Raw genomic sequence first — 25,380 nt, forward strand, 5'->3', positions numbered from 1 at the left:
ACGAAGAATGGTTAACAGGAAATAGATATTTAAACATGGATCTCTAACTAAAGTGAGGTACAGGAGAATTTACAGCAAAATAGTGACACAACCGGTATACCTCATCCTGACACTAAAATAAAACCTAACACCAATCTCTTAATTTATGGTAGAATGAAATCTATTAAATCATTGGACATAAGAAAAAGTGGGTTTAGTGGTGATTTTGATCATAATAAAGCTGTTTATAATCAAAGGGAAATTGAATCTAAGCAAATTCAAGATGATTTTCATAAATAAAATTGTTTTTTACAAAAAAAGGGTTTATTGATGTGAGTTTAAGAAAAGATTGTTTCTTAAACTACTTTAATTCACTTTAAACATCATCAACACCAAATGATTCCAGCAATATATCTGGACTAAATTTACCACTACTAAATGTTTTTTTACTATTTAGGTCATTGATTGTTACTTTCGCGGGTGCAAACATTCCTGCATCCACTTTGAAGAAATCAAAATTAGCTTCCTTAAATGTTGTATAGAAAGGCTTTCCGTAATCTTTTGACGTGACTGAAGGAGCATTTTTTACATATTCCTTTAATTCGTCAGAAGTTCCCTCAAAATCAACTGTATAATAGGTTTCACCACAATAAATTACACAATCATTCGTTGATCCCATACATTTAGTATCGTCGCCTACAACTGGTGCAATAGGTGCAGTACCAAATCCACTTTTGATGCAATTTATATCGAAGCCGATTGATTCTAATTTATGAATACCTGTTTCAACAACACGAGCTGATATTTGAACACTACCAGCTATAGAGGAGGTGGGTGCAACTGCAATAAATACATTGTCCGTATCTACACTACAGTGTTTAGCAATATATTCCACTACTTCTTCATCAGGAAGTTTGTTAGATTCTAATACAAGAACTGCGGCTGAAAAATCGTCTTGATAGCCGATCTCTTCATAGAGTTCTTTTGGTTTAAGTCCTAGAGCCCTTCCTGGGCCTGACCCCATTCCAAAATAGTTTCCTACTGATATTTTCCATCCAGCATATTGGGATGCCATACATGCTGTTGTTGGAAGATCAGTTGTTACTTGAATACCTGGTACTGCTAGACCATTCAGGTCAATCTTCGTATATGCAAGGTCTGCAAGATCAGCAAGACAAAGCCGGGATAAATACATTCCTGCATCATAACCACCATCAACATTCACACCACAGTCTACAATAACTGCACCATTAGACAGTTCCTGTGATTCTACTTTAAGTTCATCTTCCCAATCTAGCATTTCATCGAAGAGTTGTAGTCCTTTTTCATTTACACTTATCATAGAAAATCATCCTTTATAAGGTCTAATTCAATTCAATTTGTATGATTGAATATATATTTGACGATTATTTCTCAGCAAAATCTGTTATTGAGAAATTTATATAATATAGAATTAAGATATAATTAAAAATAGGTTTTGGTGTTAATTTGAAAGATTATAGTAAACATTTCTACATTATTAGTTTGGCATTAATAATATCTGCATTTTTTCTAGCTAATGTCGAAGTCTCTGAGCAACATACTGTGATATCTATCCTTTTCATAGTGGGATTTGCAATACCTTCATTAATAGCTACATTAATATGGTTAGGAATTAATAAGGGAATCTTATTCATATGTGTCTTAGGTATCTATGCATTTCTTCTTGAAACTTTTGCAATTATTACTGGAATACCATATTCAGAGTTTTATTATACTGAATTGATTGGCTACAAACTCTTTGGATTAACACCATTTACTGTACCACTTGCATGGCTACCACTTTTCATCGGAAGTTTATATCTTGCCACTAAAATCAAAATTAGCACTAGAATACCTAACATTACACAAATATTACTAATAACTACATTGATTCTAGTCATAACAGACCTTGTATTAGATCCTGCTGCAGTCGCATTGAACTTCTGGGTATGGATTGAGAGCGGAACTTATTATAATGTGCCTTTCATCAATTTTGTTGGCTGGGGAATATCAGGATTCATAGCTGCTATTATTGGAGTGAGTATAACAAAAAACAATTTGGATAATAATATGCCAAAAGCAATGGTATCAAGTTTTTTTTTGATAATGGTTTTTTGGACTGCTATCTGTATATACTTAACACTCATAATACCTGCTATTATAGGGGTAGGTTTATTGATATTGACATTTTGGCAAGTTGAAGGTAGAATAGGTGATTTTACACCAAAATAAAATAATTTTAATCATCGTTCTATTTTATTAGCTCACTTTTAAATCCAATTAAATATCTTATAGTTAATTAATGCGAGGAACAACAAGCCACCCAATATTATGTTAACATAAGGTAAATACCAGTACAGTTTTCTAATATCTACTGAAGGTTTTATTATTAAAATAAATGGGAATGCTGGAAACACTAAAACTAAAAAGCTGAGTAAATGGTATCCAGATAAATATATGGCTATAACTGCTAGAATAATCCAGAACATTAGTACAAGATATAAACCGACTTTTTTTCCAAAATATACAGGTGTAGTGATTATACCTGTAACCCGATCATATTCAATATCAGGAATTGCTGAAAAGATATGCATTGCAGAAACATGGCAGTATGCTGCGAGTAATATAATCCATGTAGGAAGTTGTCCTGCAACTAAATAGTACGCAAAAATGCCTGGCATCACATAAAGATAATTTGAAGAAAAATCTAGAATTGGTCTTTCTTTAAAACGTAATGGAGGTGCACTATAAAAGTAAGATAGTAACAGAAATCCTGAAAATATAAACCTTTCACCCCAGCTCTGAGTATACATCAAAATGATGCTTATACCTAATATAAGATAAATCGAAAATTTTAATCTTAGTTTCTCGGATTTTTGTAACCGATGTTCCATTTCATCCTTTTTTGGATTGAGCTCGTCAGTATCCTCGTCCCATAAATCATTGACACCATATATGAAAATATTAGCTAAAAAAAAGAAATAAAAAAGATAAATATAATATTCCATTTGCATAAAGTCAGTAAATGTATTCGCAGCTAATGCGTAACCTACAACATAGGTTCCTCCTGTATATATCCAAAACCTGAATCTGGAAATTTTAAACAAAAATGAAAATATTGAGCTCATGAACTTTTTAATAAACAATATATGTTTTTTGGTCTAAACATTTTTAAACTATTTACATCTCAACCATGGAATGGATTTTTATTTATTTGAGACTTTTTCCTGAGAATTTTAGCACATTTACCTAAACTCATTGCGATATTGAATATAATACGAGGAATGCTAGGTTTAATCTTTCTTTCATAAACAACAAGTGGGTCTTTATAGATTTGGTCTGAAGTCCATAAATACATCTCAGAAGCAGTTTTTATAGGTATCAGGTATCTGCATGGAATAAATACAAAGCCTTCTTCCGCTTTCAACTGCCATTCTCTATAAATATCAATCTGTGCTCTAACAAATGAACGGTAATTCTCTTTGTTCTCTTTTATTTCACCATATTCTAAACTACTCAATCCATATTTTATAAGTTCACTTTCTGGAAAATAGTTCCTACCCAAATCAAGGTCTTCATCGATATCCCTGATAAAATTCAAATATTGCATTGCTCTGCCTAAATACTTTGCCGAAAAATATGCATCTTCTGGTAAATCCAATATCTTGGCCATAAAAAGCCCAACTACTTCTGAAGAACCGTAAAGATATTTATCAAGTTCATCAAATGTTTTGTAACTTGATATTGTCAAGTCCATTTCCATTGAAATTAAAAACGCATCAACCCACGTAAAATCAAATTCTTTTCTATAAAGGAGCTCAATAAAGGAATCTATGACAACATCACCTGTCTTGGCACCATTGATTCCTTCATAATACTTCTTTTTAAATTCATTGAAACCATTAATGTCCTGTGGGATACTATCAACGTAATCATCGGCTTTACGTAAAAAACTATAAAGTGTGAATACGTCACTTTTTATATCACTAGGGAAAAAAATAGTTGTATAAAAATACGTTTTGCTCCCTTTTTTGAATATTGAATGTATCGTTTTATCAATCATGTTATTACTTAGTCCGCTATTATTTGTTATCTCCGTTGTTTCCATTGATCTGTTCTGCAACTATCTGTGAAGATATTAAAGTCATAGGTACTCCAATTCCAGGGTGTGTGTACTGGCCCGAATAAAATAGGTTTGATACTTTTTTGCTTTTATGTGCAGGTCTCCAAACAGCGGTTTGTCTAAGTGTGTGAGATATTCCTAAAGCTGTACCTTTATAGGCATTATAGCTTCTTTTAAAGTCATCTAATGCGAATATACGTTTAACCACAACATGACCCCTTATGTCTTCATTTACCTTTTCTTCAAGATCATTCATGATCATATTGTAAAGTTCCTCCCTTTTTTCTTCAGTATCTTCTAGTCCTGGGGCCAATGGTACCAAGATAAACAGTGTGTCTGTTCCTTCAGGAGAAGCTGTTGAATCTGTTCTTGATGGAATATTTACATAATATGATGGTGAATCTGGCCATTCAGCTTTTTTCGGATCGAACAGTTTATCGAACTTGTTTGACCAGTCCTCTTGCAAGAACAGGTTATGATGATCCAATTTATCTAACACCTTATCAATTCCAACATAAGCAACAAAAGCTGAAGGTGCCATTACTCTTGTTTCCCAGTATTTATTAGAATAACTTTGATGTTTGTCTGGTATTAAATCGATTTCACTATGTGCATAGTCTGCATTAACTAAGACCATATCACAATCATATTCACCATTAGATGTGATCACTTTATTAACTTTCTTTTCCTGTATTTCTAATGATTTAACTGGTTCATTGAATTTGAAATCAACACCTTGTTCAACTGCCAAATCATACATTGAAGAAACTACTTTACGCATTCCGCCTTCCGGATAAAATACACCCATTGTCATATCAATATGTGACATAATATGATACATTGATGGAGTTTTTTGTGGGGAACTACCCAAAAAGCCAATCGAATATTCCAACACTTTTCGGGCTTCATCACTATCAAATCTTTTATTGACAAAATGGTCTAGACTTTCCAAAATATTGAGCTTCATACCTTTGAAAAGTAGTTTCCCGCTCAGAAAATCAGATACTGAAGTGAAATCTTTGTAAAGCATTTCTTTTACAGATGATTCGTACATTTCGCCTGCGGATTCAAGATAATTCTTTAGCTTTTCACCACCATTCTCTTCAAATGTATCAAACAGTTCATAGTTTTTTTCAAGCGATGGTGAGATATCTACAACTTTCTTATCACCAAAAAAAACTCGGTACGAAGGGTCCAGCTTTTTTAATTCATAGTAATCTTCAGGTTTTTTTCCGAATTCAGCAAAATAATTCTCGTAGATGTCAGGCATCAAGTACCATGATGGTCCCATATCAAAATTAAAATCATTCTCACTATAAACACTAGCTCTACCACCAGGTAATTCGTTTTTTTCAATCACTGTGACTTGATGTCCATCTCTTGAAAATAGGGAAGCTGCTGATAGACCCCCAAAACCGGCTCCTATAACTATAATTTTCACAATATTCACTCCTATATAAATATTAACTAACAGTATACTAATATATTACTTTCTTACTATTTAGAAAAATCTATTATTTAAGATTATATCTAACCCTTGGTTAAAATCTTTAAAGATGAAGATTTTATTTTAATTCTAATAGGTAGACATAAATTTTGATTTGAAATAAAACAAAATTCTGTGGCTAGAGTGGAAATCCATTCACTACCAGTTAAGTATGGATAATTTTCTTTGCAGGTACAAATAAAGTTTTCAACATCTTAACAAAATGTTATATTCAAACTATATAACAACAGCTTTATAATTATATATAATGTAATTATATCCTATTAATAAATAATATTTGATAGTAAAATATTAATGATAATATAGAGGTGAGCTGTATGAGTGACAGTAAAACGCACGGAGTTCCTGCATTGCTTTCTTTTTTTATACCTGGATTGGGACAATTGATTAAAGGTCAAATCCTTAAAGCTATAATCATCTGGATAGTGATGGCTATCAGTGGTGCATTGACAATAATATTAATAGGTTACATCACTACTCCAATTATCTGGTTATGGCAAATATTCGATGCCTATAATAATTGAGTAAATATAACAAAAATATTATATGAAAATATCAAACCTCTTTTGGAATCGATATTGTATAGCATGTCCCATCAAGATTATCAAGTCTCAAATCACCTTGTAATTGAGTTACAAGTAAGTTGATCACTTTTAATCCTAGTGTATTAAAGTTCATTTGTTCAAGGCTTTCAGGAATACCTATACCATCATCTTTGACGACAAGTTCATATCCATCATCATTTTCCTTAAATGATATGGAAATATGACCTTTATCCTTGCCATCGAATGCATGCTTAAATGAATTAGTCACTATCTCATTTATTATCATGCCAAGAGGGATGGTTATATCCATGTTAAGATACAGTTCATCTACATCGACCTCAAGGTCTACTGGTACGTTAACAGAACTGTTCATTTGTGATATATGTCTCATGAGGCTACTGACATAATCCGATATCTCAATACTTGCAACTGTGTCACCTGCATAAAGTTTCTCATGAGCTAGTGACATTGACCTTATCCTATTTTGATTCTCTTTAAGTGCAGCTTTGAAATGCTCATCTTTGAAAAGGTTAGATTGCATGCTAAGTAAACTGATAATGACCTGTAAATTGTTCTTAACACGATGATGTATCTCATGAATAAGAACTTGATTTCGTTCTAATTTTTCTAATTTTAGCCTATCATTTTCTGCATTCTTTTCGTCTGTGATATCTATTATATTTGCAACTATCCTCTCGACACCGTTGATATTTGCTTTATTTAAGTATACATGAACCCAAAATTCTTCTCCTGTAGATTTGCGATCAAGCCATTCGAACTGTTGCACCCCTTCAGATGCTGCTTTCCTAATCCATCCTACAGCATCGCTTGAAGAGTAGGGAGAGCTTAAAAATTTCTTTTCTTTTTTGAGATCTCCAATTGAAGAAAAACCATAAGTTTTACAAGCAGTAGGGTTTGCATCTATTATTTCTCCACTATCTTTATCATGAACAATGATAGAAATCGGAGAGAATACAAACAAAGATCTAAACTGTTCCTCTTTAATAATGATTTCCTCTTCCCTCTTTTTTAGCTCCTTATTCAGTGAATTGATATTTCTTGTCCATGCAACAATTACTAGCATTATGAGACCAGAAACAAACATTATTCTAAGAGCTAAACTATAATCAGGTACACTTTCTGTAGTAGCTTCAATAGAAATATGTTTGTTAACAATATGCTGAACTTCTTGAGGTGTAATTGTATTTATTCCTTTGTTAAGAATGTCCCTGAGCATTGGTTCATCCTTACAAACCCCTATTCTAAACTCGTTATAATATTCTGGAACTGTACCTGCAATCTTTAGATTGAACCAACCTTCGTCTCTGATAACATAAGCAGCAACTGTTAAAGAGCGAACAGTCATATCTGCCTCTCGATTTTCAATCATCCTAAATGCATCAGCTTCAGCTGAACCCGTGGTGACTATTCTAAAGTGTGGATAATCGTTTCTTATTCTTTCTTCCATTGCTGTTCCAGAAGGCAAAGCAACTATAGGATCATCTAGTGCGTAAGGTTCAGATATGAACTCATGTTCCTGATGTGTAATAAAAACAACTGGATCTGAGAAATATGGATCAGTGAAAAGAAGCCACTCATCGCGTGCGGGAGTTTGAGTTAAAAAAGCTAGTATATGGCATTTTCCCTCTTTAGAATATTCAAGGCTTTCTTCCCAGTCTTTTGTTGGAACAAGTTCTAGCTCTACACCCGACCTTTCAGCAATAATATAAATAAGATCAGCAGCAATTCCCTCGAAGTTGCCATCCTCATGGACTATCTCATATGGCATCCAATCAGGGTCCACACACATCTTTACTGTCCCAAGTTGTGCCAGATAAGCTTCTTCCTCATGAGTTAAATCCACTCGAATATCGTTTATTTCTGAGTCGGTTTCGTCTTGCAAAATAAGATTATTTTCTTCACCATATACAACCGTTCCCATTAATCCCATACCTAGAATAAGAAGTATTGGAATTAAGAGCCGAAAATGTTGCATAAAAGTTATAATTTTCACATTAAATAAAACTATCTATATTCCAATTTAACTTTCTTCAACACTTATTTTAACATATGGAAGTCAGGAAAGGTTTCTCTAACATATTACAGACTGTCCTAAAATTCTCATTATATTCAAGTTAATATTTGTTCCAGACTTCTAGATGACAGACCATGCTTAAAGATTTCATTGGATATTCTATGCAGTTGAAATTATGAAATTTATTTCAAACTCAGTTCCTTTTTCATATAACTATTTTACCTCAGTTCTTTTTTTTTTCTGCAGAACCTACCAATTTATTTATTATTTTTTTTTAAAAGTCACGCATAAATTATTGGATAGATAATATCCTGCGTAATTAGGTAAATGTGTTTAGAGCATTTAACTATATTATTATATAACGCTGAGGGGGAGATTTGAACTCCCGTGGTGCGTCGCACCACCGGTTTTCAAGACCGGCGCCGTAGGCCGCTTGGCTACCTCAGCATATAAAAAAAGGAGATATCTATATTTTAGGCGAATGTAAAAACATATTCCAACTATTAATAATTTTCCTTATGAATGAAATAAACTAGAAGAGAAAAGTGGTTTTTTGGGCCTACCACTTTTTTTGAACAGTAGCATCAGTTATTCTAGTTTACTGGCCAAATTAGATTCTAACATATTCTAATCACTGTTCATCTTCTTGATCTTCAGCTTCATCTAATTTTTCTTCTTTAGAGTAACGCTCAACATACTCTATATTACCAAGTTCTGTGTGTTCAAGTATCTCTTCAGCAACTCGCGCCTTTGACATTAACCATCTTTGATTAAATGTTATCTCAGGTGGTGTTACTATCCGTGCAGTATTTCCATCGATCTCAACTTCTATTTCAGGGATACCTGTATAAAGCCCTAAGATTCCTTTTATCTTTTCATCAGGTTCTTCAAGTTTTGATTCTATCTTATATTCATAAGTTACTTCTTTACCTGCAAGTGGATGGTTGAAATCTACACGTGCACGTCTACCAATAACTTGAGTTACAATGCCTCTTTTACCTTCAATCTCTACCTGCATTCCAGGTTGAGCATTCTTGTTTTTGAATTTAGATAATGAATAAGATTCTACCTTTTTAGGATCATGTTCACCAAATGCTTTCTCAGGGGGAATTACAACTTCACCTGAATAGCCTACATCTTTACCATCAAGTTCTTCATCAAGTCCTTGGATTGTATGACCGGCACCTACAATAATCACATCACCGCCATACATCCCACGTGGATTATAAATATCGTATTCTTTAGCGATCTCTTCATCTGTAGTATCGAAAATCTGATCTTCATCAAACTTCCCAGTGTATGATATTTTTACAAAGTCTCCAGTTTCTACATTCAATTAAATCATCCCTTATTCTTTATTGTTAGCTAGCTATTCAATTACGCTATGTTAAGATTACTATATACTATTTTAAAATCTTAGCTTGTGCTTATCAGTGTTTTGATTTAATAAGTTTTTGGATTTTTATTCTAACACAAATAAGTGCCCATAACTAAAATATATAATCACCATAAGCTCTAATTAAACCTAAATAAAAGCTTATGATGTATCAAGGTTCTTTTTCATTTCACAAAAACCTTGCAGGTATTAGTTGATTATTTAACAAATCATCATAGGTTTCAGGTTTTCTTATGACATCAATGCAACCTTTATTCAAAAGCAGTTCAGCACATCGAGTTCGACCATTATATTGTGAACTCATGGAAAAACCATAACCACCAGTGTCGAGGAACGCTATGATATCCCCCTTTTCAATTTTTGGGAGTTCACGATCATGTGCTAGGATATCTCCAGATTCACATATAGGACCTACTATACTGTAAATATCTTCAGGTGTTTTATCAGCTTTGTTAGCAACTACTGCAAAATGATATGAGTCGTACATTGCAGGTCTTATTAGAAGATTAAAGCCTGCATCTACTCCAACAAACTTTTTAGCAGCTATCTTCATTGTATTGACAGTTGTCAACAAAACGGTCGCATCACCCATAATGTACCTACCTGGTTCGAGAATCAGTTTTGGTTTAATCCCTTCAGCTTTACACCTTGATTTAAATATAGGTAAGATCAGGTCAGCAAGATCTTTTGGTGTTGGTACTTTACCACCTTTTTCATACGGAATACCTAAGCCTGAACCGATATCTACAAACTGGACATCAACTCCAAGTCGAGTTATTTGTTCAACAAGGTCCATCATTTTGTGCATAGCTTCAGAGAATGGTTCAATTTCTAGAATTTGAGACCCTATATGGCAATGAATCCCAATTGGGTTTACGCCGGGAAGGTCAAGCGCTTCTTTATAAGCTAATACAACTTCATCATTTGGAATCCCAAACTTTGAAGATTTAAGACCTGTGGAAATCTTGGGATGTGTTTCTGGAGATACATCTGGATTTACCCTAAAGGAAACATCTATGACCTTATCTTCCTTTTTAGCTATTTTTGATAGTGTTTTAAGTTCATCTAAAGAATCCAAAGAGATTCTAACATCTGATTTTACTGCCATATACAATTCTTTATCAGATTTGGAGTTACCATTGAACAGAATCTTATCTCGAGGCATGCCTGCCAAAAGTGCTAGATACAGTTCGCCGTCTGAAAACACATCTGCACCTGCGCCTTCTTCTGCCATTATTTTTAGTAGAGTGATGTTAGAATTGGCTTTTGCTGCATAGTACAGATCAGCGTCAGGGAAAGCGTTCTTGTAACGTCTGAAATTTTCACGTATCCTATTTTCATTTGAAACATAGAGTGGTGATCCGTATTCTTTCACGATATCAGTCGCTGAGATACCACCTATTGTTAATTGTCCATCTTCAATTTCTAAATGATTTTTTATTGTGAACATTTTTTACACCTTACTCAAGTAGTGTTTTATAGAAAAGTCTTGTTTTCCTATATAATGTATTTGTCATCAACGTTTGTATTACATTAACAGCTTTATATAATAAAATACCTATGACACTAAAAACTGAACATATTACCTGATTTTCGTTTTAAATAAAGAGTATAAGATGAAATAGTAATTTTTTTGTTTACTTACCAAATAATGAATTAATTTATAGCACGTGGAGATAGGTTTTGTGATCATCAAAGATTCATATGATGTAGTAGTAGTAGGTGCAGGCCCTGCAGGTGCAACTGCTGCAAACTATGCAGCAAAAAAAGGTGTTTCTGTACTTCTAATTGACAGGAAAAAAGATATTGGTGTGCCTTTACAATGCGGTGGATTCTTACCAGGTTTTAGTGTACTAGAAGAACTTGTTCCTAACGCAGAGCTCCCTTATACTCTAAAAGAGTTTCCTGCTAATTGTATAAATGCAACTACTTCTTATCAAAGGTTCATAGCACCTGATGGATATTCTAAAGGATTCGAAGTAACTGGATATGCCCTTGATAGAAAAAGGTTCGATAAGTACCTTGTACATGAAGCTGCTAGTTCGGATGCCCATGTTCTAATTGGAACCAGTGTCACTTCAGTTGATGGAAAGGTGCTCAAGTGTGAAGGTGTGTTCGGAAACTTTTCAGTTAATGCAAAAGTGATTGTCGGAGCTGATGGACCAAGTAGTTTCATAGGCAGGAACGCAGGACTGGTACTTGAGCATGATCCTATGGATATAGCAACTGCTTTAGAGTATGAGCTTATGGGAGTGAATATAGATGAACCATCTGTTGAAATGTATTTTGGGAAAGATTATGTTCCTGGTGGCTATGCATGGATTATCCCTCAAGGAAACAATAGTGCTAATATTGGTATTGGTATTAGAAGACCTATGTGCAAAAAAGGTATGAGTTATAGGGACTATCTTAACCATTTCATGGAAAAACATCCTATTGCGAGCAAAAAATTGAAGGGTAGCACTATTGTTTCGGTTATAGGTGGATTGGTTCCTGTTGGTGGTGCACCATCAAGAACTGTTTCAGGGAATGTTATTTTAGCTGGAGATGCAGCAGGTCATCTAATAGCAACAAATGGTGGCGGGATTTCTACAGCAATGTTAGGTGGAAAGATTGCAGGTGAGACTGCAGCAGAATTCGTTCAGAATAAAATTCCATTAAATGAATATGAAATAAGATGGAGACAGCAAATGGGTATCGAAATAAAAACTGCTGTTTATACTAGAAAACTAATGGATAATCTAATGAAATCTGATACCATGGTCTCAGCTGCATTCAAGATGATATCTTCTGAGCATATGAAAGCTATACAATGCGGCAAGTTACCTAATACTGTCAGGTCTAATTTACTAAAGTTGAATAAGGGTATGTGAAATGAAATGTATGTTTTTGTTTACGGGACTTTGAAAAGGGGTTTTATTAACAATTGGTTACTAACCGAATCTTATTACATTTGTCCCACAAGAACAAACGAAGAATACTTGATGGTTAACCTAAATTACTTTCCCGGCGTTCTTGAACTTGAAAATGATGAATATATAGATTTAGGTGAACCTAAATCTAAGATAAGTGGTGAACTGTATAAAGTGGATAACAGAACAATTTCAACCTTGGATAAGTTTGAAGAACCTTTTTTTTACAGGAAAAGAACATATCTTGAAAATGGAGTTGAAGCATGGATGTATTTTTTAAAAAATGAGTATTATAATGATGATTCAAATAGAAAAATCGAAAATGGTTTTTGGAGATAATTCAACTCGATCTCCCAAAGTGCTAGGTTTTAGATACAATCAAACTAACAAAATTACCATCAAATAACATGAACTACAAATCAAATGAAAGGTCAGGAGCAATAACATATCCTGCACATGGCAACATTTACCTAAATATAACTAACCGATGTACAGCTGAATGTACTTTTTGTATCAGAGAAGTGTCTAATGGAGTATATGGCTATAACTTGACTCTGGATAATGAACCCACCGTACAGGAAATAATAAAAGAGCTAGAAAATCATAACCTTAAAGCATACAAAGAGATCGTATTCACCGGATTTGGTGAGCCTCTTATCAGGCTTGATACTGTAATAGAAATAACTAAGTGGCTGAAAAAAAAAGGACACACTGTCCGACTTGATACAAACGGTCATGCGAAAATACTGTATCCTACTAGGAACGTTCCACTTGAATTAAAAGAAGCTGGGATTGACGCTGTTTCAGTCAGTATGAACGCAGAATCTAAAGAAATATATAACCGTATATGCCGACCATATCATCCGAATGCTTATGATTCAATGTTAGAATTTGTTAAACGTTCTGTTAAGTATGGGATTAAAACAAGAGTAACTGTAGTAAACATGGATGAGATCGATATTAATGCATGTGAAATGAAAGCACATGAATTAGGTGCTGAGTTTTATGTCAGATAATTTATTATTCACTTAAGGAGTTCAATAACACAAGAAAAAATAAAAGATTAATGGTAGCTATACTCAGATAACTACCATTTTTTTTAATTAAGATAGGAGTTTAGCGACGTCCTAGAACAAATCCAGCTGCTGCAAATATTCCCATCATAGCAAGGATTGCACCAAAGCCTGGTTGTTCAGGAATTTCTTCATCACCCATCATATCCTCTGGATCAACGGGTTCTTCTTCGCCCATCAAATCGTCTTCAATTGCCTGTGGAAGATCTCCATCTACAGCTGAAGCTACACCTGTAGCCACAAACAGTATCATTAAGAATGTTAACATTGCTTTAAATTTCATGTTTTTTTAACACCTCCAAAGTATAAGTTATTAAGAAAGTAATATTAGTCCCAACATACCACTATACTAACTATACTTTTTTGAGCATAATTCAATCTGTTCTGGTATTTTGAGCGATAATATCACTTTAGTGTTTTTACACGTTACCTATAGTAAAGTTCTTCTATATAAAAATTCCGGGTTATTTTGGCTTTTATTTAAGCATCTCAATGCCTTTCTAGCCTATAATTAGTTTTAAGGTGGTTAATTAATCTATCCGTGAATTTTGACCTTAATTTAAACTTAGTATACTATTGAAAAGAGCCAGTTTGTAAATGACCTGTATTTTAAGGAGTTATATCTTATTGTAAATTAACTTTTTTAAGCTACCAATATCCTTTTGTTTACCACTAATAATCGCAATATTATCTAGCCATTGTCTCCATGGTGGTAACAGATCAAATTCCTGTATGATTCCATCTACTGTTTCATCTAAATTATGAAGTTTATCTTTTTTATTAATTGCAATAATTGTAGGAATTGATAAATCTGATAGAAAATCATAGAGTTCAATGTCCAGAGGAATTTCATCTCTACCTTTCCATCTCTCAACAATATCTAGGAAAGAAGAGCCATCAAGTACCAGAACACCTAGCTTAATATTATTATTTCTTTCTATATATTTTACAATTTTTTCTTTTACAATATCTTGCTTCCTATCTTTTACCCCACTCATAAAGCCAAATCCTGGCATGTCAGTTACAATAAAATTTTTTGTTAGAATACTATTAGGTTTTAATGTCACACCTGGTCGTTTCCCTTTACGAACTTTTTTGCCAGTTAGTTGACCTACAATTGTAGACTTACCTACATTGGATCTACCTACAAAAATGATTTCAGGTATAGCTGGTTTCTTTTGATCTAACAAGGAACTCAAGAAATTAATTCACCCCATTAAAAGAATCATATCTTTCAGCTAATTTATTGAGCTGTGTTAAAAACTTTTCTAGCATATTTGAGGGTATTCGTGCTCCTGCAGCCATTGGGTGACCACCACCAGTTCCACCAGCAAATTTTGAAGCTTTCCTTGTTATTATGTTAATATCAATACCGTTTCTGGATCTAAGACTTAAATCATATACATCTTTTTTGTCCCTATATTCGGCCGAAACGCCTATTGGGGTTTTACCATATGAAGCTGCATATATCGCGGATTTTGACATATATCCTTTCGCATTGATAACATAAGAAACAAGTGACATGGAAATAACGTTCTTTTTCACGTACAACCTGAGTTCTTCTTCAAGCAATGAAGCTTTCTTAGCATAGTTTAGTAATTTTGGTATTTCTGATGGTAATATATCCTTAGATAAATTATCAACTATCTTTCTTTTTATGTTATGGTCACGACCAACGAATATTGTTGCTTGGACTAAGGTGCCTGCTTGGAAATACAGTGCCCTTTTATCCCAATCACGACACCATTCTTTAATTCTAGAAGTGTTGTCAGCGTAATCACCAATTGCACCATATATTGAAACACGACGAATATCTCTTCCAAGCATTGCTTCAAATGTTTGATAAGCTATTTCTGATGTACAAACATTTTCATCATGATAAAACCATTCACCACCCCATGTACTGTAAGGTATAGGATGGTGGTCTATGTAATATACGTTACTTACTTCACATAGTTCATTGATTTTTTCAAAGAGAGCTTCATGTGTACGTTCATCTACAGCAATATCACATATAATTATGTTATCATACCCTTCTGACATGCTATTCAATTTATCAAGAAGATTTACTGGACTTGTGAAATAAACATCACTATGATAAAATGCATTTTTTGCAATTGAGGCAGAACATATTCCATCAGAATCGCCATGGCTAAATATTATAGAAGAACCAATCTTCCTTTTTTTCCCTTCCATTAAAACATCTCTTGTTCTTGTTTCACTTACTCAATATACTAGATTGCAATAAACTATCAAACTGAGATCTATTTTTTTATAATGTATAGTAAGTTATATATATTCAACTGGCCAATCTATCTCAATCCCTTCGATTCAGCATGATATACATGATAGCAATAACGAATAGTGAAATGATAACTTCAAATCCTGGCTGTACTCTATCGACGTCTTCATTATCATACTCATCATCTTTAGTTACTTCAGTATCATCTGATATATCCGTATCATCATTTTCTTTTAGTGATACATGTTCATCTTGTACACTTATAGTGATTGTTCGAGATTCTACAGTTCCACTATGTCCTCTCAGGTCAACAAAATGAACCTGAGACGATGGTATATTGAATTCTCCTGTATGCTCGAATTTCAGAGTATAGGATAGTGAACTCTTGGAACCTTTCTTTATAATATCATTGAATTTCAAATCACCTTCTACAAGAACAGCACCTTCTGGTAGTTGTTCTTCAAGTGTCACGCTAGCATCTTTATTCCCACGGTTCCTTATATTTAAATTAACCTCAACATTATTATCTAGTAATATAGCCTGATCACTTACTTGTTTATCTACAGTAATATAGGGACCTTCAATCTCACATTCAGGACGATTTGATGTAATCTCATGTTCATTACCCTCAGGAGTAACATAGATAGCAGTTGCACGAGGAATAGTAAAATCTCCAGGTCGATCTGGAATCAGCCTATATTCGAATAGTTTTATTGAGTCTCCGGGTGCTAATGAAACAGTGGTCTCTAATGATTTGTTTTCTTTTATTGCAAAATTATCGTGTATATGATCTTTAACTTCAATCGAATCAAGGGTCACAAGACCGGTGTTTCTGATAACTAAGCTGGAAGATGCTATTTCATTAATGTACATTTCTTGAGTAAACATTTTACTGAGTGAAATACCCCATTTTTCTTTAATTTCAATTACTTTTTCATTTTTAGCTGATATTTTGTCTCCTTTAATATCATGACCTCTAGCGTCGAAATTCAATGAAATGTCTGTATTTTCCCAAAATAGTGGTGTTTTAAATTTTAGTTTAATGGTTTCACTAGACTCTCCTTTTTTTATTTCTGAAAAACTGTGTACAAGAGTACCATCGGTTAATTCGAGGTTACCTACATCTATTTCCAAGAATACATTTTCTGCTTTAGCGTCTCCATCATTTTCAACCTGAACCTCGATTTCAAATGTAGATTCTGATGATTTCTTGGGGTCATAGGTAGATTGATCTGATTCAATGTTAATCTTAATTTTAGGAATGCCTCTTTTGAATACCTGCACCTCTACCTCGGGTTCTGACATCCTACCGGTCCAAGAATCTACATCGGAATCGACTTTTTTCACACATACTCTTATTTCATCATCGTATTCAAGAGTATCAGCAAATCTAAGGGGTGCATCTGCTTTCACAACACCATCTTTTGATATTGAAAGATAAACCAGATCATCCTTTGTAAAGTCTTCAGCTTTGATTGTAAAATCTCCCACATTTAGCGAATCTCCCCATGAAAGTGTTCTTGAATCAACACTTGATTTCCATTCAATATCTTCAGCTAGAGATACAGGAGAGTTTAGTATTAAAATTAATAAAATAACACTAATAATTAAAACTGTTTTCTTATACATTTCAACCTAACCTTATTTATTACTATAAAAATAGTCATATATTAACATTGATATGAATTTGAGATGATAATAAGTTTGAATCAGGTATAACAGTTCCGAAAGCTTGATATTAAAGGATTAATAAAAATGTGTTTATGGAGTTAGCAAAAATAGTACACATTTTAGAAGATATTGCGCCACCTGAACTCGCACAAGATTTCGACAGCGGGAAAATTGGACTTGTTGTTGACCTCCAAAATGAAATTAACAAAGTGGCAGTTGCCCTAGATGCTACTGAATATGTACTAAAAAGGGCTTCTGAAATAGGTGCAGATATTTTAATAACTCATCATACACCTCTTTTTAAGCCTATTACCTCTATAAAAGAACCACTTACTGAAATATTAAGTATCTCATTGAAAAATAATATCTCAATATATGTCATGCACACAAACTATGATCAGGCAGAAGGTGGAGTGAACGATACTTTAGCAAAAAAGATTGGGCTCAAGCATGTTCAAAAACTAGATATGGCCTGTATTGGGACAGTACCACAATGTTCAACATCAACTTTTGCAAAACATGTAGCTAAATCTCTAGATACACCAGTACAATATGTTGGGGAAAGAGATGATATTGTTCGAGTTATGACTGTTGCAGGAAGTGGATTCAAGTCTGATATTTTGGAGTTAGCTAAGATGAATTCTGTTGATTTGATAGTGTCAGGAGAATTAAAACACGATGTTGTAAGAACAAGAGGAAATATCGACATGATTGATGCCACCCATTACGCTACTGAAAATCCTGCAATGGAACAACTTAGCTCAAGGCTTAAAGAACTAATTGAAATTGACATCGAGTATATTGAGCATGACCCTTTCATTCAAGTTACTGAATAAAAAAAAGATTTAGACTATTTTTCAGTAACTTTTTTTCCAATAGGCATTGGCTTTATTTCAAGTTTTGGGTTACTAAAATCATGTTTCAATGGATCCGTGTCTAATATCCTATCTAGAGTAACTGCAAGTGCAGCTACTTCGGAATGTGGTTGGTTTCCAACCGCAACATTCCAGTCAGCTAACTCATATATCTCCGGAGGTACCTTTTCTGCCCCTACAACTATCATTAATTTATTCGCAGTTTTGATCTCATGTGAAATATCTGATAAGTTTAGGCCGTACATCGATAAATGACATACTTTTCCTCCACTATTTTTCCAGTCTTTAATCTCCCTTTTCCAATTGATATCATTTTTCAGGAAAAAGGTGCCACCCCAACGCGCAGTTACATCATCTAAACTTTTTTTTATTCCAGTATCTTTTGATGCAAGTAACATCCCTTTTGACCCAAAAGCTCGAGCTACAAGGCCAACGTGTGTAGTGATTCGTTTATCCCTTTCAGGACGATGCCCTAACCTCAATACAACAATTTCTTTCATAATTAACTCACAGTTTTCTCATATATGGCATTAAAAGGTTGAGTATTTACATCTCCCTAAATGTTGGAACTCTTTCGATCAACATCCCCTCAACAACTATTGGGATATTTTGTTGAGCATTTTTTATAGCATTTTCAAGTTTCCATTTTTTTTCAGCATAGATGGTTAAAACTGGTTCATCTTTTTTAACAGCTTCACCCCGTTTTTTGTTTATAAGGACACCAGCTCCTTTATCATTTGGAGCACCCGCAATTCTTGCAATTTCAACTATTCTCTTGTTATCAAACTCTAAAATATATCCGTTAGTTGGTGCTAATAAAGTTTGGGAATATTCGCCGATCTTTATATCTGAAGATGTTACTGTAGGATCACCACCCTGTATTTCAATAATCTCTTTCATTTTTTCAAGTGCTTTCCCATTCTTAAGTGTCTCTAAAGCGAGTTCTTGTCCAGTTCCTTTTGTAGCTGCACCACCCATTTCCAGCATCATTCCAGCAATCACAATACTTTTTTCAATAAGGCTGTTAGGTCCTTCCATACTTTCGAGGACTTTAAGTGCTTCTTTTACCTCTAAAGCTGGGCCAATAGTTCTCCCTACAGGAGAAGAACCGTATGTTAATGCGCATTCTACAGTCATCCCTAATCTCTCACCAAGATTAATCAAATCACGTGCCAGTTTTCTACCAGACTTCATATCAGGTATCTTGGTACCTAATCCCATCGGGATGTCCATTACAACATGGTCCGCGCCCATTGCACCCTTTTTCGCCATGATCGATGCGAGTAATTGAGAATGTGGATCAACTTTCAATGGATACTCAATTTTTATAAGTTTATCGTCTGCTGGTGCTATATTAGTACTACCACCCCATACAAGGACACCGCCAACTTTTTCGGTCATTCTTTTAATCTCAGAAGCCGTAAAGTCGACTGGAGCTAATACCTCCATCAAATCAGAAGTTCCACCTGCACCGGTAATTGCTCTTGAACTTGTTTTTGGAATCAATAGTCCGTTAGCAGCTACTATAGGTACTACAAGAAGAGATATCTTATTGCCGGGAACTCCTCCAATTGAATGTTTGTCCATGATAGGATGTGTATCGAACTCTATCTTTTCACCAGTATCAATCATGGCACGAGTTAGCCATTCTGTTTCGTCGTCAGTAAGATCGTTTATGTATGTGCTAGTGATAAATGCAGATAGTTCGATGTCACTTAGACTTTCATTAACTATTCCTTTAACTATTTCGTATATCTCATCTTTTGTGAGTTCTTTTTTATCCATTATCTTCCTTACCAAGACCGCTGATTTCGGCCTTGACGCAGGAACTATTTCTACTGATTTAAGGTCATCTTTAAGAGCAAGTTTTTCATTTAATTCATGATATACACCAATTGATCCAGGAGGAATCATATCTTCAGTAAAGTCAACAATTGCTGTAATCGAGTCGTGTTCTTTTATCTTTACACGATCACCCTCGATTACACCTAATTCCTTGGCATCCAAAGAATTAAGGACCACTTTATACTTACCGACTTTGATAGCAATTGGTTGTACATTCAATTTCATTATTTTTCACCACTATAGAATAACAAGGTATTATGCAACTAAATTATATATGTTTAATTTATTTCAGGTTAATTTAGGTTACACGAAAATGTTTAAGTATAGGTAAATATATTAATACCATCTAGATAATATAGGTATGTGAAACATTGAGGTAGGTGAATAAAAATGGATCTTGCTAATTACAGAAAAGGTAAGCCATGCATAATAGAGCATATGCCAAAGAATAATCTTTTAAATTCAATGGGAATTAGGGAAGGATCTAGAGTTTCTATTAAGTCTAGACAACTTTTTGGTGGACCTCTAGTTATACAATATGGTAGTAGATGTTTAGCTATTGATAAAAAAATAGCTGAGAAGATTAAGATTAAAGAGGTATAATAATTGAAATGCCATAATACCAAATCAAGGGGTTTGCCAAAGAGTGCACCTGATGACATTAGAATATTATTGATGGGGAACCCTAATGTAGGTAAAAGTGTTATTTTCTCTAAACTTACTGGTGTTAATGTTATGGCAGCAAATTATGCTGGCACTACAGTAAGTTATACTGAAGGTGATATACATTATGGTAGAAAGACAGCAACTCTAATTGATGTCCCTGGTACTTATTCATTGGATGCTACTTCTCCCGCCGAAGAAGTTGCAGTTAATTTCCTTGAAGATGGTGCTAATGTAATAGTTTGTGTCCTTGATGCAACTAATCTTGAAAGGAATTTGAACCTTGCACTGCAAGTCAAACATAAAGATATACCAGTAGTTTATGCACTGAATCTAATTGATGTAGCTGAAAGTAAAGGAATACAAATTGATGTTGATAAGCTAGAAAAGGAACTGGATGCACCGGTCATTCCAACTATAGCTACACGTAACGTTGGGTTGAAAGAATTACTTGATAAAACATGGGAACGTGCCTTAAAAGATCCCGTGCCTACCGAACCTACCCATATATCACATGATGAAAGGTGGGCAGAAGTTGGTCGAATTGTTGAAAATGTACAAATTGTTGAGCACCGGCATCCTACCTTTTGGGAACGTTTCGGTGATCTTGCAGTACAACCAATTCCTGGCATTCCGATTGCCATTTTAGTACTTGCATTATCTATAGGTTTTGTTGTTGGTGGTGGACAAGGAATAAGAGCAACTATTCTACTCCCATTACTAAACAATGTGTATGTTCCAGCAATTACTACTTTTGTATCAAGTTTTGTGCCTGAAGGAATTTTATTAAACGTTTTAGTAGGCGAATATGGTGTACTTATTAAAGGTATTGAATGGCCTTTTTTCTTAATATTACCTTATGTTGCATTGTTCTTTATTGTAATGTCATTTCTAGAGGATAGTGGATACCTTCCACGTTTAGGTATTCTATTAGATAGTATATTAAGACAAATTGGTATGACCGGAAGTAATGTTGTACCTATGGTAATGGGATACGGTTGTGCAGTTCCTGCAATATTGGGGACAAGAGCAGCTACATCAAAAAAACAGAGGTTAATGATAACGGGTTTAGTAGCTTTAGCTGTTCCATGTGTCTCACAAACGGGTGCCTTTATAGCATTGCTCGGGGATCAATCAGTATTTGCATTGGTTTTTGTTTTCTTGACATCGCTTATAGCTTTAATGGTCGCTGGTGCGATTATGAACAGATTAATACCCGGTGAAAATGAGCCTCTATTAATGGAAGTTCCAAATCTATTAAAGCCAAATAGCAATGCATTAGTTCAAAAAGTGTGGCTTAAAATCAAGCAGTTCGTATACGATGCTCAGGGTCCACTATTATTAGGGATATTATTTGCTGCATTACTCGTAGAAACGGGTTTACTTTTAGTGATAGCTAATGTACTTGAACCTTTAGTTGTAGGTTGGTTAGGACTGCCAAAAGAAGCAAGTTTAGCATTGATGCTTGGGATTGTAAGAAGAGAACTTGCAGTATTACCATTGCTAGCACTTGAACTAACTACATTACAGTTAATAGTTGGATCTTTGGTAGGTCTGTTTTACTTGCCGTGTATCACTGTACTTGCAGTTATCTTCAAGGAGTTTCACTTTAGATTAGCAATCTACACATTATTGTTCACAACATTAACTGCATTCATATTTGGTGGCGTATTTAATCAAGTAGCCAGATTATTAGGATTTCAATAAAATAGAGTGTCTAAAGTAAATCAGAATAAAGCGCAATACTAAAATAAGGTAAATAGATGCTACTCAAGTTAACAAAGCAGGTAGAATTTTTTTCTGCTAGATCAACTTTATTTTCTAAATTATATCAATTATATTACAAGAATAAAGTTAGAAAAGAAGTAAATCTGGCAAACATATCATGTAGTGATAAAGTGCTGTGCATTGGTGGTGGACCAACACCATTCACAGCAATAGAAATCGTTAAACAGAGTGGTGCCAAGGTTACAATAGTAGATAATGATATAAATGCAATAAATACTGCAAATGAATTGATTAATAGATTAGGTATGAACGATTCCATTAACCTCGTTCTTAGTGATGGAAGAGATGTTAGATTAAAATATTATACTATTGTACATGTTGCACTTCAAGTGCACCCAAAAAAAGATATTATTAATCACATCTGTCAAAATGCAGAAAAATATACTAAAATATTGGTTAGAACCTCGGATTTTTCATTTAATAATAATCTATACGGAATAAAAACCAATCTTTGCCAGAAAGATATTGATTGTGTATCTGCTAATTTCAACTGTTTAAAGTATAGACAAGAGAAATTAACGCTTTTTATAAATAAACACATGAGCTCTGAAAATGAAGAAAATTGTTCTTTATCTTCTTGGAATTTCAATAATAATAGTAGTACTATTGACTTCAGAAATAAATGAAACACTTGAAGCTGTAGGCTCAGTGAACACTATTGCACTCTTAGTACTATGTATACTCCAAATAATCACACTTCTCTTGATAACATCACAGTGGAAATTGATTTCTAAAAAGTTAATTCGGGATTTAACTTTTTTAAGTGTACTTGATGTGAATATGAAAGGAACACTTGTAGAAACATTAACTCCTGCGTTAAAAACAGGCGGTGAAGTAACTAAATATTATTTGATGAAATCTAAATGGAACATTTCAAGTTTCGATTCTGTCACTATAATATACATTCAAAAACTTATCAGTATTTTTACATTTACTGGCATTACACTATTGATATTTTTATGGATGATATTTGGGGACTTGAGATATTATGAACTAGTATCAAGTTCATTTGAACTGACTATGTTTGTGCTCCTTGCATTGTTATTAATATTTTCTAGTATACTATTATACCCAAAGAAAACATTTGAAATAGTTAGAAAAATACCATTAGAAATGAGAGGAAAGCAAAAGCTTAATTCTACTATAAAAGAGTTTAATGCCTCGGTCAAGAAAATTAATTTGAATTCATCTGATTACATTAAACTGTTCATACTCGCTACCATAATATGGACATTATTCGGTATAAAAGGGTATTTACTCGCAGAATCAATGAATATGGGGTTAGGATTTGCAATAGTATTTGCTATTACAATACTATCATATCTTGTTGGAATGTTACCTATAACACCTGGTGGACTGGGGACATTTGAGGCTACTATGGTATTATTATTAGGAACTGTTGGAATTAGTGTTTCCACAGGTATAGTATTTGCAATTATATTCAGGTTTGTTACATACTGGTTTGTTTTTATTATAAGCTTGATATATGTGTCCATATCCAAGATTTCAAGCCAATTAAGTATGTTACTAAATCATTGAATGATAATTTAATTTATTTGTAAGGTTAAATGAATTAAGTTTTTTATTTATCAAATATTTTCCATATGAACTTTGCACGTGGTCTAATCAAGCGATTGTCACTATACTGCTCTATGCAGTGTGCCGTCCAGCCGGAAACGCGTCCTAGTGCAAATATAGACGTTGACATTTTTGGAGGAATATCTAAATACTTGTAAGTAACTGCTGCATAAAAGTCAATGTTTGGATAAATAGGTTTATCATGCTTATTTACATACTCTCGTTCAACAACTGTTTCGAGCTCTTTAGCAACCTCATACCAAGTGATGTCAGGCTTATCTTCATCTAATTTTTCTGCTAAGTTCCTATATATCTTAGCTCTTGGATCATAGGTCTTATAGACTCGATGACCAAAACCTGCAACCCTTTTTTTGTTAGATATACAATCATTAACATACTTCTCAACCCTATCAAGTGAGCCAATCGAATCAAGCATCTCCATAGCACCAAGTCTAGCACCACCATGTAATGGACCTTTTAATGTGCAAATTCCTGAAATGATTGCAGAATAAATGTCCGAGTGAGTGGAGGCAGCAATCCTTGAAGCAAAAGTAGATGCATTAAGCCCATGTTCTGCACTTAATATCAGATCCTTTTCCATAACCTCAGATTCTATACTATTTGGCTTCTTTCCAGTTAGCATATAAAGAAAATTAGCTCCATGAGATAAATTGAGGTCAGGTTGAACAGGTTCTTCTCCATTAACTATCCTAAAATATGCTGCAACTATTGTAGGAAATTTAGCAATTAGTTTAATGGCTTTTCTATTGCTAGCTTCCATCGAATTATCAGTATAATCTTCATCAACTTGGGCCATGTAAGATACTGCTGTCCTTAAGACATCCATAGCGTCAGCTTCCTTATTACATGCCCTTATGACTTCAAGAACCTCATCATATAGAGGTCGAGCTTCTCTTAAACTTCTTTTATATTCTTCAAGTTCATCACCTGAAGGTATTTGACCTTTTACCAAAAGGTAGCATACTTCCTCAAATGAATTATCCATTAAATCATTTATGTTAATTCCCCTGTATGCTAATATACCAGTTATGCCATCAATATAGGCAATATTGGTTTCAACAGCAACTACGTCTTCTAAACCTTTCACAAAATGCCTCCAATATCAA

24 protein-coding genes and 1 tRNA gene are annotated in these 25,380 nt (G+C 34.0%); 10 read left to right on the forward strand and 15 right to left on the reverse strand.

What is annotated here, in order from left to right:
* Window positions 1-355: 355 nt before the first annotated feature.
* Window positions 356-1,321, reverse strand: a complete 966-nt coding sequence (mch, locus tag J2T59_RS08295) for a methenyltetrahydromethanopterin cyclohydrolase (protein WP_259135471.1) — start codon at window positions 1,319-1,321, stop codon at window positions 356-358.
* Between the two features lie 146 nt (window positions 1,322-1,467).
* On the opposite strand from mch, the gene cruF reads away from it, so the two are divergent.
* Window positions 1,468-2,232: a bisanhydrobacterioruberin hydratase CruF gene (gene cruF / locus J2T59_RS08300; protein ID WP_259135472.1), complete on the forward strand. Its 765-nt coding sequence runs from the start codon at window positions 1,468-1,470 to the stop codon at window positions 2,230-2,232.
* Window positions 2,233-2,270: 38 nt separating this feature from the next.
* Here the strand turns inward: cruF and J2T59_RS08305 are convergent, their stop codons facing one another.
* From J2T59_RS08305 to crtID, 3 genes are read right to left on the reverse strand one after another with little or no spacing between them, the layout of a single operon-like run.
* Window positions 2,271-3,128 carry a prenyltransferase gene (locus J2T59_RS08305; protein ID WP_259135473.1) on the reverse strand — a complete coding sequence of 286 codons (858 nt, stop codon included), beginning with the start codon at window positions 3,126-3,128 and terminating at the stop codon, window positions 2,271-2,273.
* Window positions 3,129-3,187: 59 nt separating this feature from the next.
* A complete protein-coding gene (locus tag J2T59_RS08310; protein ID WP_259135474.1) occupies window positions 3,188-4,108 on the reverse strand; it encodes a phytoene/squalene synthase family protein in 921 nt (306 codons plus the stop codon).
* Window positions 4,083-5,564 carry a bifunctional phytoene desaturase/3,4-desaturase gene (crtID, locus tag J2T59_RS08315; RefSeq protein ID WP_259135475.1) on the reverse strand — a complete coding sequence of 494 codons (1,482 nt, stop codon included), beginning with the start codon at window positions 5,562-5,564 and terminating at the stop codon, window positions 4,083-4,085. The genes J2T59_RS08310 and crtID overlap by 26 nt, the downstream gene beginning before the upstream one ends.
* Window positions 5,565-5,947: 383 nt before the next feature.
* Here crtID and J2T59_RS08320 point away from each other — a divergent pair, with 383 nt between their 5' ends.
* Window positions 5,948-6,154 (forward strand): hypothetical protein, encoded by a 207-nt coding sequence (locus tag J2T59_RS08320; RefSeq protein ID WP_259135476.1) that lies wholly within the window; start codon window positions 5,948-5,950, stop codon window positions 6,152-6,154.
* A 31-nt stretch (window positions 6,155-6,185) separates the two neighbouring features.
* On the opposite strand, the gene J2T59_RS08325 is transcribed toward J2T59_RS08320, so the two are convergent.
* The 4 genes from J2T59_RS08325 to lysA form a co-directional block, all read right to left on the reverse strand.
* Window positions 6,186-8,171, reverse strand: a complete 1,986-nt coding sequence (locus J2T59_RS08325; protein WP_259135477.1) for a histidine kinase dimerization/phosphoacceptor domain -containing protein — start codon at window positions 8,169-8,171, stop codon at window positions 6,186-6,188.
* A 401-nt stretch (window positions 8,172-8,572) separates the two neighbouring features.
* Window positions 8,573-8,657 (reverse strand) — tRNA-Ser (locus tag J2T59_RS08330).
* Window positions 8,658-8,841: 184 nt separating this feature from the next.
* Window positions 8,842-9,546 carry a peptidylprolyl isomerase gene (locus J2T59_RS08335; protein ID WP_259135478.1) on the reverse strand — a complete coding sequence of 235 codons (705 nt, stop codon included), beginning with the start codon at window positions 9,544-9,546 and terminating at the stop codon, window positions 8,842-8,844.
* Window positions 9,547-9,775: 229 nt separating this feature from the next.
* The gene (gene lysA, locus J2T59_RS08340; RefSeq protein ID WP_259135479.1) at window positions 9,776-11,056 is read right to left on the reverse strand and encodes a diaminopimelate decarboxylase; all 1,281 of its coding nucleotides are present in this window, start codon (window positions 11,054-11,056) and stop codon (window positions 9,776-9,778) included.
* A 235-nt stretch (window positions 11,057-11,291) separates the two neighbouring features.
* Here lysA and J2T59_RS08345 point away from each other — a divergent pair, with 235 nt between their 5' ends.
* The 3 genes from J2T59_RS08345 (at window position 11,292) to J2T59_RS08355 (ending at window position 13,534) form a co-directional block, all read left to right on the forward strand.
* Window positions 11,292-12,479: a geranylgeranyl reductase family protein gene (locus tag J2T59_RS08345; RefSeq protein ID WP_259135480.1), complete on the forward strand. Its 1,188-nt coding sequence runs from the start codon at window positions 11,292-11,294 to the stop codon at window positions 12,477-12,479.
* 6 nt (window positions 12,480-12,485) lie between these two features.
* Complete coding sequence (locus tag J2T59_RS08350) at window positions 12,486-12,857, forward strand: gamma-glutamylcyclotransferase family protein (protein WP_259135481.1); 372 nt, start codon at window positions 12,486-12,488, stop codon at window positions 12,855-12,857.
* 68 nt (window positions 12,858-12,925) lie between these two features.
* Complete coding sequence (locus J2T59_RS08355; protein ID WP_259135482.1) at window positions 12,926-13,534, forward strand: TatD family nuclease-associated radical SAM protein; 609 nt, start codon at window positions 12,926-12,928, stop codon at window positions 13,532-13,534.
* 100 nt (window positions 13,535-13,634) lie between these two features.
* Here the strand turns inward: J2T59_RS08355 and J2T59_RS08360 are convergent, their stop codons facing one another.
* The 4 genes from J2T59_RS08360 to J2T59_RS08375 form a co-directional block, all read right to left on the reverse strand.
* Window positions 13,635-13,874 carry a PGF-CTERM sorting domain-containing protein gene (locus tag J2T59_RS08360; RefSeq protein WP_259135483.1) on the reverse strand — a complete coding sequence of 80 codons (240 nt, stop codon included), beginning with the start codon at window positions 13,872-13,874 and terminating at the stop codon, window positions 13,635-13,637.
* Window positions 13,875-14,208: 334 nt separating this feature from the next.
* Window positions 14,209-14,790 carry a GTP-binding protein EngB gene (engB, locus tag J2T59_RS08365; protein ID WP_259135484.1) on the reverse strand — a complete coding sequence of 194 codons (582 nt, stop codon included), beginning with the start codon at window positions 14,788-14,790 and terminating at the stop codon, window positions 14,209-14,211.
* A 4-nt stretch (window positions 14,791-14,794) separates the two neighbouring features.
* Entirely contained in the window at window positions 14,795-15,787 is a 993-nt protein-coding gene (locus J2T59_RS10275) for a DHHA1 domain-containing protein (protein ID WP_259135485.1), read from the reverse strand.
* Window positions 15,788-15,908: 121 nt separating this feature from the next.
* A complete protein-coding gene (locus J2T59_RS08375) occupies window positions 15,909-17,462 on the reverse strand; it encodes a COG1470 family protein (RefSeq protein WP_259135486.1) in 1,554 nt (517 codons plus the stop codon).
* A 134-nt stretch (window positions 17,463-17,596) separates the two neighbouring features.
* On the opposite strand from J2T59_RS08375, the gene J2T59_RS08380 reads away from it, so the two are divergent.
* Entirely contained in the window at window positions 17,597-18,340 is a 744-nt protein-coding gene (locus tag J2T59_RS08380; protein ID WP_259135487.1) for a Nif3-like dinuclear metal center hexameric protein, read from the forward strand.
* A gap of 14 nt (window positions 18,341-18,354) precedes the next feature.
* On the opposite strand, the gene J2T59_RS08385 is transcribed toward J2T59_RS08380, so the two are convergent.
* Both J2T59_RS08385 and J2T59_RS08390 read right to left on the reverse strand, forming a co-directional pair.
* On the reverse strand, window positions 18,355-18,879 hold the full coding sequence (locus J2T59_RS08385) for a tRNA (cytidine(56)-2'-O)-methyltransferase (RefSeq protein ID WP_259135488.1): 525 nt from the start codon (window positions 18,877-18,879) through the stop codon (window positions 18,355-18,357).
* Window positions 18,880-18,925: 46 nt separating this feature from the next.
* Window positions 18,926-20,449: an AMP phosphorylase gene (locus tag J2T59_RS08390; RefSeq protein WP_259135489.1), complete on the reverse strand. Its 1,524-nt coding sequence runs from the start codon at window positions 20,447-20,449 to the stop codon at window positions 18,926-18,928.
* Window positions 20,450-20,614: 165 nt separating this feature from the next.
* On the opposite strand from J2T59_RS08390, the gene J2T59_RS08395 reads away from it, so the two are divergent.
* The 4 genes from J2T59_RS08395 to J2T59_RS08410 are packed head-to-tail and all read left to right on the forward strand — an operon-like array spanning window position 20,615 to window position 24,214.
* Complete coding sequence (locus J2T59_RS08395; protein ID WP_259135490.1) at window positions 20,615-20,827, forward strand: FeoA family protein; 213 nt, start codon at window positions 20,615-20,617, stop codon at window positions 20,825-20,827.
* 3 nt (window positions 20,828-20,830) lie between these two features.
* On the forward strand, window positions 20,831-22,594 hold the full coding sequence (locus J2T59_RS08400; RefSeq protein ID WP_259135491.1) for a FeoB small GTPase domain-containing protein: 1,764 nt from the start codon (window positions 20,831-20,833) through the stop codon (window positions 22,592-22,594).
* Between the two features lie 56 nt (window positions 22,595-22,650).
* Window positions 22,651-23,301: an SAM-dependent methyltransferase gene (locus J2T59_RS08405; protein WP_259135492.1), complete on the forward strand. Its 651-nt coding sequence runs from the start codon at window positions 22,651-22,653 to the stop codon at window positions 23,299-23,301.
* Window positions 23,228-24,214: a lysylphosphatidylglycerol synthase transmembrane domain-containing protein gene (locus J2T59_RS08410; protein WP_259135493.1), complete on the forward strand. Its 987-nt coding sequence runs from the start codon at window positions 23,228-23,230 to the stop codon at window positions 24,212-24,214. The genes J2T59_RS08405 and J2T59_RS08410 overlap by 74 nt, the downstream gene beginning before the upstream one ends.
* A 43-nt stretch (window positions 24,215-24,257) precedes the next feature.
* Here the strand turns inward: J2T59_RS08410 and J2T59_RS08415 are convergent, their stop codons facing one another.
* Entirely contained in the window at window positions 24,258-25,361 is a 1,104-nt protein-coding gene (locus J2T59_RS08415) for a citrate/2-methylcitrate synthase (protein ID WP_259135494.1), read from the reverse strand.
* Window positions 25,362-25,380: the final 19 nt, after the last annotated feature.

The organism is Methanosalsum natronophilum (assembly GCF_024808815.1).
In the GTDB taxonomy this organism is placed as follows: Archaea; Halobacteriota; Methanosarcinia; order Methanosarcinales; family Methanosarcinaceae; genus Methanosalsum; species Methanosalsum natronophilum.

Bases quoted from the DNA above. Each gene is read 5' to 3' on its own strand.
- lysA (WP_259135479.1), bottom strand. From the start codon at position 11,056: ATGTTCACAATAAAAAATCATTTAGAAATTGAAGATGGACAATTAACA.
- J2T59_RS08355 (WP_259135482.1), top strand. From the start codon at position 12,926: ATGAACTACAAATCAAATGAAAGGTCAGGAGCAATAACATATCCTGCA.
- J2T59_RS08385 (WP_259135488.1), bottom strand. From the start codon at position 18,879: ATGAAAGAAATTGTTGTATTGAGGTTAGGGCATCGTCCTGAAAGGGAT.
- J2T59_RS08405 (WP_259135492.1), top strand. From the start codon at position 22,651: ATGCTACTCAAGTTAACAAAGCAGGTAGAATTTTTTTCTGCTAGATCA.
- J2T59_RS08410 (WP_259135493.1), top strand. From the start codon at position 23,228: ATGAAGAAAATTGTTCTTTATCTTCTTGGAATTTCAATAATAATAGTA.
- J2T59_RS08320 (WP_259135476.1), top strand. From the start codon at position 5,948: ATGAGTGACAGTAAAACGCACGGAGTTCCTGCATTGCTTTCTTTTTTT.
- J2T59_RS08390 (WP_259135489.1), bottom strand. From the start codon at position 20,449: ATGAAATTGAATGTACAACCAATTGCTATCAAAGTCGGTAAGTATAAA.
- J2T59_RS08380 (WP_259135487.1), top strand. From the start codon at position 17,597: ATGGAGTTAGCAAAAATAGTACACATTTTAGAAGATATTGCGCCACCT.
- J2T59_RS08395 (WP_259135490.1), top strand. From the start codon at position 20,615: ATGGATCTTGCTAATTACAGAAAAGGTAAGCCATGCATAATAGAGCAT.
- J2T59_RS08375 (WP_259135486.1), bottom strand. From the start codon at position 17,462: ATGTATAAGAAAACAGTTTTAATTATTAGTGTTATTTTATTAATTTTA.
- mch (WP_259135471.1), bottom strand. From the start codon at position 1,321: ATGATAAGTGTAAATGAAAAAGGACTACAACTCTTCGATGAAATGCTA.
- J2T59_RS08350 (WP_259135481.1), top strand. From the start codon at position 12,486: ATGTATGTTTTTGTTTACGGGACTTTGAAAAGGGGTTTTATTAACAAT.
- J2T59_RS08360 (WP_259135483.1), bottom strand. From the start codon at position 13,874: ATGAAATTTAAAGCAATGTTAACATTCTTAATGATACTGTTTGTGGCT.
- J2T59_RS08310 (WP_259135474.1), bottom strand. From the start codon at position 4,108: ATGGAAACAACGGAGATAACAAATAATAGCGGACTAAGTAATAACATG.
- J2T59_RS08325 (WP_259135477.1), bottom strand. From the start codon at position 8,171: ATGCAACATTTTCGGCTCTTAATTCCAATACTTCTTATTCTAGGTATG.
- J2T59_RS10275 (WP_259135485.1), bottom strand. From the start codon at position 15,787: ATGGAAGGGAAAAAAAGGAAGATTGGTTCTTCTATAATATTTAGCCAT.
- J2T59_RS08305 (WP_259135473.1), bottom strand. From the start codon at position 3,128: ATGAGCTCAATATTTTCATTTTTGTTTAAAATTTCCAGATTCAGGTTT.